Annotated in this window: 9 protein-coding genes; 5 read left to right on the plus strand and 4 right to left on the minus strand. The window is 42.1% G+C overall.

Annotated features, from left to right (window positions below):
- Positions 1 to 11: 11 nt before the first annotated feature.
- The 5 genes from citD to L4D09_RS15480 are packed head-to-tail and all read left to right on the plus strand — an operon-like array spanning position 12 to position 3,838.
- Positions 12 to 284: a citrate lyase acyl carrier protein gene (gene citD / locus L4D09_RS15460; RefSeq protein ID WP_428458412.1), complete on the plus strand. Its 273-nt coding sequence runs from the start codon at positions 12 to 14 to the stop codon at positions 282 to 284.
- The gene (locus L4D09_RS15465) at positions 277 to 1,167 is read left to right on the plus strand and encodes an HpcH/HpaI aldolase/citrate lyase family protein (RefSeq protein ID WP_428458413.1); all 891 of its coding nucleotides are present in this window, start codon (positions 277 to 279) and stop codon (positions 1,165 to 1,167) included. The genes citD and L4D09_RS15465 overlap by 8 nt, the downstream gene beginning before the upstream one ends.
- Positions 1,152 to 2,552, plus strand: a complete 1,401-nt coding sequence (gene citF, locus L4D09_RS15470; protein WP_428458414.1) for a citrate lyase subunit alpha — start codon at positions 1,152 to 1,154, stop codon at positions 2,550 to 2,552. Before L4D09_RS15465 ends, citF begins: the two co-directional genes overlap by 16 nt.
- Positions 2,553 to 2,597: 45 nt before the next feature.
- Positions 2,598 to 3,116 carry a citrate lyase holo-[acyl-carrier protein] synthase gene (gene citX / locus L4D09_RS15475; RefSeq protein ID WP_428458415.1) on the plus strand — a complete coding sequence of 173 codons (519 nt, stop codon included), beginning with the start codon at positions 2,598 to 2,600 and terminating at the stop codon, positions 3,114 to 3,116.
- A gap of 53 nt (positions 3,117 to 3,169) precedes the next feature.
- Positions 3,170 to 3,838, plus strand: coding sequence for a GntR family transcriptional regulator (locus L4D09_RS15480; RefSeq protein ID WP_428458416.1), 669 nt, complete (start codon positions 3,170 to 3,172; stop codon positions 3,836 to 3,838).
- 151 nt (positions 3,839 to 3,989) lie between these two features.
- On the opposite strand, the gene L4D09_RS15485 is transcribed toward L4D09_RS15480, so the two are convergent.
- From L4D09_RS15485 to L4D09_RS15500, 4 genes are all read right to left on the minus strand, one after another.
- Complete coding sequence (locus tag L4D09_RS15485; RefSeq protein ID WP_428458417.1) at positions 3,990 to 4,151, minus strand: Eag protein; 162 nt, start codon at positions 4,149 to 4,151, stop codon at positions 3,990 to 3,992.
- A gap of 593 nt (positions 4,152 to 4,744) precedes the next feature.
- On the minus strand, positions 4,745 to 4,897 hold the full coding sequence (locus L4D09_RS15490) for a hypothetical protein (RefSeq protein ID WP_428458418.1): 153 nt from the start codon (positions 4,895 to 4,897) through the stop codon (positions 4,745 to 4,747).
- A 122-nt stretch (positions 4,898 to 5,019) separates the two neighbouring features.
- Positions 5,020 to 5,295 carry a nitrogenase-stabilizing/protective NifW family protein gene (gene nifW, locus L4D09_RS15495; RefSeq protein ID WP_428458419.1) on the minus strand — a complete coding sequence of 92 codons (276 nt, stop codon included), beginning with the start codon at positions 5,293 to 5,295 and terminating at the stop codon, positions 5,020 to 5,022.
- Positions 5,296 to 5,414: 119 nt separating this feature from the next.
- Positions 5,415 to 6,299, minus strand: coding sequence for a LysR family transcriptional regulator (locus L4D09_RS15500; protein ID WP_428458420.1), 885 nt, complete (start codon positions 6,297 to 6,299; stop codon positions 5,415 to 5,417).
- Between the last annotated feature and the right edge of the window lie 38 nt (positions 6,300 to 6,337).

Consider the following 6,337-nt stretch of genomic DNA (forward strand, 5'->3'; position numbering starts at 1 on the left):
AGGAATTTAAAATGAAATTAGTGCAATCAGCAATGGTTGGATCCTTGGAGTCAAACGATTGTTTAGTTTCGGTTTACCCCGCAAGAAACCAGGTCGATATTGCGGTCGATAGTATCGTACTTGCTCAATTTGGTGAGGCGATCAAAGCGACAGTTCACGGTGTTTGTACTGAGTTTGGTGTTAGCGCCGCCAGAATAAAAATACAAGATAAAGGCGCGTTAGACTGCGTTATAAAGGCGCGAGTTGAAGCGGCAATTCTTCGGGCTGGAGGTGATCATGTTTAAACGGAAAACGGTGTTGTTTGTACCTGGCAATACGCCAGCAATGCTGATCAGCGCGCCAGTACTTGGCGCTGACTCTGTCATTTTTGACCTTGAAGATGGGGTTAGCCACAGCGAAAAAGATGCAGCCAGAATCTTGGTTCGCGAAGCCTATCGAACAATAGAATGTGAAGGTTTAGAGCGTATAGCTCGAATCAATGGCCTTGATACACCGTTTTGGCAAGACGATCTCCGAGCAGTGGTTTCCGCTGGGATCGACACGGTCTTATTACCTAAGTGCGATAGTCGTCAAGTGGTTGAACAACTCAGCGAAGCTCTTCTCGGAGAAGAGCAGCGTTTAGGATTAGAGCTAAATTCAATACAAATATTACCCATTATTGAAAGTGCACTCGCCGTTGAAAATGCATTTCAGATAGCGTGCAGTGACCCTAGGGTGACAGGTTTATTGTTGGGGGCTGAAGATTTAGCGGCAGATTTAATGGCTAAACGCAGTTTAAGTGGTGAGGAGATTGCTTATGCACGTGGCCGTGTGGTGAATGCAGCAAGAGCGGCCAGTATTGATGCTATCGACACACCATTTACTGTTATTGATGATTTGGACAACTTACGACAGGACGCTGAGCTGGCAAAACAGATGGGCTTTACCGGTAAAGCTCTGATATCACCGCTACATACTCGAGTTGTCAATCAGGTCTTTGCCCCTTCAGAGCAAGAGCTAGGGTGGGCAAAGCGTATCGTTACCGCAATGAAACAAGCTGAGCGTGATAAGAAAGGTGCGTTTTCCGTTGATGGAGCCATGGTTGATGGGCCCATTGTGAAGCGTGCTTTACGTATATTAAATAGCGTTGAAAATGCAGAAAGGACCTCACAATGCATGAAAAATTAATTTCCTCCCTTCGTGAAGCCATTCTAGCTAGCCGCTTGGAAGATGGTATGACGATCTCTTTTCACCATCACCTACGTAATGGCGATTATGTGGTTGAATTAGTGATGAAAGAAATTGCGGCTTTAGGGATCAAAGACTTAAAAGTAGCTTTAAGCTCAGTGTTTAGTGCTCATCGTGTATTAGTTGAGATGGCTCAGCAAGGTGTGGTGACAGGGCTTGATACTAATTATATCAGCGGTCCAATGGCGCAAGCGGTATCACAAGGAGTGCTGAACAAGCCAGTAATGTTCCGTACCCATGGGGGACGTCCCCGTGCAATCGAGTCGGGTGAGTTAGCCATAGACGTTGCCTTTATTGCCACACCGACGGTTGATATTCATGGTAATGCATCGGGGGCGCAGGGACCTTCTGCTTGTGGCTCTTTAGGGTATCCACAAGCAGATGCCGAACATGCTAAATACGTAGTGGCAGTAACGGATAATCTTCTTGATCACGCCTTAGAGCATATATCGCTATCGCATACCAATATCGATTTTGTGGTCGAAGTTGACCGTATTGGCGATCCTGCCGGTATTGTGTCTGGCACCACACAGGTTACTCGAGATCCTGTTGGGTTGGTCATTGCTGAATACGCAGCAAAAAGCATTGAAGCCGTTGGGTTGCTTAAAGATGGATTCAATTTTCAGACGGGGGCCGGAGGCGCCTCGCTAGCAGCTGCCAGTTTTGTTCGAGAGCGCATGCAGCAGCTTCAGGTGCAAGGGGGCTATTTACTCGGTGGTATAACAGGCTATTTTGTCGATATGTTGGAAGAAGGACTATTCCAAGATATTTATGATGTTCAGTGTTTTGATTTAGCGGCAGTAAACTCGTTGGCTAAGAATATTCGTCATCATGAAATTACGGCCTCCCAATATGCTAATCCACAACGTAAGTCTTGCTTTACTGCAGGGCTAAGCGCAGTACTGTTAGGGGCAACTGAGATCGATTCCGATTTTAATGTCAACGTCCATACAGATTCGAACGGCATACTTATCGGCGGCTCAGGCGGGCACAGTGACGCTGCCGCAGGTGCGGACTTGACGATTATTGTCGCACCTTTATTACGCGCTCGTTTACCTATCGTTGTCGATAAAGTATCGGTGATCAGTACACCAGGTCACACTGTTGACCTGCTGATTACAGAGTATGGCGTTACTCCTAACCCTCGTCGTCCTGAACTGGCAATGATGTGCCGTGATGCAGGCCTGCCAGTATTTACGATGCAGGAATTACGTAAAAAAGCCGTGATGATTGCGGGAGAGCCTGAACTACGCAAGCAGGGGCAGCAGCATATTGCCACGGTCGAGTACCGTGATGGCTCTATCCTTGATCAGATTTACCGCTAAATCAAAGCTGGTAAACGCGTGTTTACCGGCATCTTTGGAGAACGCATGAATCAAGAAAAAAGAATTGTCTCCGCTATTTTAGACGCCCGAGAACAGCGTTGGAATAAACGTTTAGCCTTAGCTAAACGTTATAATTCCTGTGTTATTTGTTTAGCGCTAAATATTCCGGGCACAAATAAAAACCCACCCCAAAGCCAATTGGCGCTGCAACGTTTATCTCAGCAGTTTGAAGCTAAATTAGAGAGTGAAAATATTGAGGTAACGGCCAAAGTAGAAGCGGATTCTGCGGATGGGAACTACATTATGTGGGTAGTTTCTTCGCCCAGCGCAAAGTTGAAACAAATGACTGTTGAGATTGAACAGCACGACCCCTTAGGGCGTCTGGCGGACTTTGATTTGGTAAACAGTAAAGGTATTACTGTTGGTCGAAGTGAACTTGATTTATCACCAAGATGTTGCATATTGTGTGAGCAAGTGGCGGCAGTTTGCGTTCGTAACCGTAATCATAGTTTTGATGAGGTTTGGGATGCGATAACGAATAAACTAAATCAGGTTGCTATCTAATCCCATCGCGATATATTAGTTGCTAAAAAGTGACTATTTAAAAAGGGGTTAGGGTGGTTGCAGAACAAAAATCGACTCGCTTACAGGCGTTAGTAGCCGATTTGGAATTGCGAATATTTTCCGGAGAGTTTGAGCCCGGTGAACACCTCAAAGAAGTTCGCTTTACTCAAGAACTTGGCCATAGTAGAGGGTTGATTCGGGAAGCATTCAAGCTACTTGAGCAGACGGGTGTGGTACAAGTTGTGCCTCATAAAGGGGTATTTGTTCGTGACTATAGCCTTACCGAAACCCTTGAGATGTTTGATTTAAGGGCGCACTTAGCACTAATGGCGGTTAAGCAGGCCACATTAAATATCAGCCCAAAAATCGCTCAAGAGTTAAAGCGAAAAAATCAGGAGATGATCGAATCTTTTAATAACGATCGTCCTGGTGATGCGATGAAGCAAAACTGGGATTTCCACCGAGCTATTTACTCATTATGTGATAATTCATTGTTAGTAGAGTTATTGGATGACCTCAATAAAAAGCAAACACTTAGCTGTTTACGTAGTTTTAAGGTAAGTACTTCAGTAAATGATTCGACTGATGAACACTGCCAAATTATTGGTTACTTAGTTGACGGTGATTGTGAGCGAGCTGCCAAAGCTATGCATGATCATATTTTGCAAGGTAAGCATCGATTTATGAGTTTATTGCAGCAATTAAATAAAGACCAAATTTAGTTAAGTTGTTCTTTTTTGTAATCGAAGCTTTTGTAAAGAATGGCTTAACTATTGTATTAGCAATGTATACAGTCAGAATGGTGTAGCCTTCTGACTGCAATAGACAATTTCAGAATTTTCATTGTCTTAACGCTATTGGTAGGTTCATTTTTTAGCGGTGAATATGTTTGTAAGTATTTAAAAATTCACGCTTTTTACTTATATACTGACAATGGCTACAAACAAAATCATCGGTTAGAATACCTAACTGCTTCTGCTTACCGATATCTTCACACTCACATATTGGGCAAGCAGCTAGTTTTACCTTTTTCATGATTACTCCTTTAAACAATGAATAAAACTAATTGGAATCAGTGCATCAAAATCACAAACAAGTCATGTTACCTAACGGGTTGGTGAATACGCATTGTACGTATTTTAACCAGATTAAGGCTAGGTGTCATACTCTAAGCTCTTAGGGTATAAAGCTAAGTTAAATAAAATTGATTCTGATCAATTGAATAGCGAGTAAAAGGAATAGGTAAATTGATTAAAGGAGAGGTTTAATCAAAGTGTGAGGTTATGTGCTGCTTCCTTGCAGCTTAATTATATCCGTTCTACACGTCATGTAGTTGATACAAAAGCCGTGTGATTAAACGACTTTTAGAATATGGATAATGATGTAATAGCGGCTAAATTTTATAGTTCTTAAGCTGTTATCCTAACTTTTCAATGAATGCCTCTATTTAATGACATTATGAGTAATACAGATAAATGTATATAGGTCATTATACGACAATATTGAGTTGAATTATCAACTGAGAAATACGTGCTTAGATAGGCTGGTGGAGGATGAAAAGAGTGATAATAGGTGAATAATAAAAAGGTAGCTCGTTAGCTACCTTTTAGCGATTGGTCAGCAATGTATTATGCTTTTTTTAAATCTTGAGCTGGGTAAGTAAGCTTTTTATCGCCCGCTTTCACGTGTACGTAAAAATCACCACCACTCGTGCCTGTAACAACCATTTGGCCTAAATCAACCCCTTTAGTTGCTACGACTAGATCATCAACTGCAAACATTTATATACCTTGAATATGAGAGAATAGAGAATGACAAATCTCAACATCAGTATTAAATCAGGTATTCAGTTTGCGGACTAATCGAGTTATCAATCGTGTTGATTCAATTTACTTCTGAACGCTTATCGACGCTGGCAAGATGTGCACCCTCGGCAAGCAGATCGGGTGTGCTTATCGAGTTGGCTTCGCTGTATTTTGCAATAAGCATTTTTCAGTGCTCGTCGACCTGAAAACCAATCATCAGGCTTCTCAAGGATCAAGTATCCATTAAAGCGTTTTACTAACTCAGTACGGTGCTCATTGATAAAGCGACTATCAAAGCCAATATCAAAGTAATCGAGTGCTTGCTCAATTGACGTGAAACTCGCGATAGTGTGTTGAATGTCAGTTTGGCTCATAATCTAACTTGATAACAGTGTTTTGACCATTTTATGAAAGTGTCGACTTTCAATTATTGATATCGCACGTGTTTTACGCGATTACCGTGTTACTCGCATTCTACGTCAAGCGGGTGCCTTTACTCGACATCAAGTAAAGATATAACCCACTTTTGCAGTTGGTCGTCATTGTAGCGAGGATGCCAAGCCGCGATAACATCAAAACTATCAGGTGACTGTTCTAGTGGTATTTCAACAATGTCTAACCCTTTAATCGCTCTCGATGGTAGAAAAGCAATCGAGTCGGTTGTTTCAAGGTACATAGGGACAATAGAGAAGCAGGGTGCTGACACAACAATATTCCGCTTTAAGCCAAATTGAGAGAACCAATCATCAATCGAGCCTTTAAAGTTTGGGCGAGATGGAGAAGCAATGATCGTTGGGTAATTGGCAATATCAGCTAATGAAGGCGTGGTTTGCGAGATAGATGAACTTACTGATGAAACGCATACATGATGCTCTTCAAACAGTTTTACTATTGGGTAACTATTTGGGATGTAATCAGGGAAGGCAATGGCTAAATGGACTTTACCGCTTTCCATCAGTTCATGCAGGCTATCGATTTCAAAATCTCTAACAATGAGCTTTAAATTCGGTGATTGTATCCTTAGCTTTGCAATCAAATCCGGCAAAACAACTTGTTGAGCATAATCGGTGGCAGCAATCACGAAAGTACCGCTAACCTTTTCTGGCTTAAACGTTGTCGGTGACAACAGTGTATTGAAATCAATGAGTAACTTATCAATCTTAATCGATAGCTGTTGAGCAAATGGTGTCGGAACAAAACCGTTTGTTTTTCTAATAAACAACCGATCATCAAATACGTCCCTGAGCTTTTTTAGGTGTTCGCTTACAGCTTGCTGCGTCAACCCGAGTTGATTAGCGGCTTTCGATGCATTTTCTTCACGTATCAACGCTTGGAAAACCCTCAGTTGTTTCATGTCTAATCGGTCTAATTTACTCATTATCCATCACCACTTTGAAGCCTGCTTCATTATATAAA

The organism is Photobacterium makurazakiensis, from assembly GCF_050336715.1.
GTDB lineage: Bacteria > Pseudomonadota > Gammaproteobacteria > Enterobacterales > Vibrionaceae > Photobacterium > Photobacterium makurazakiensis.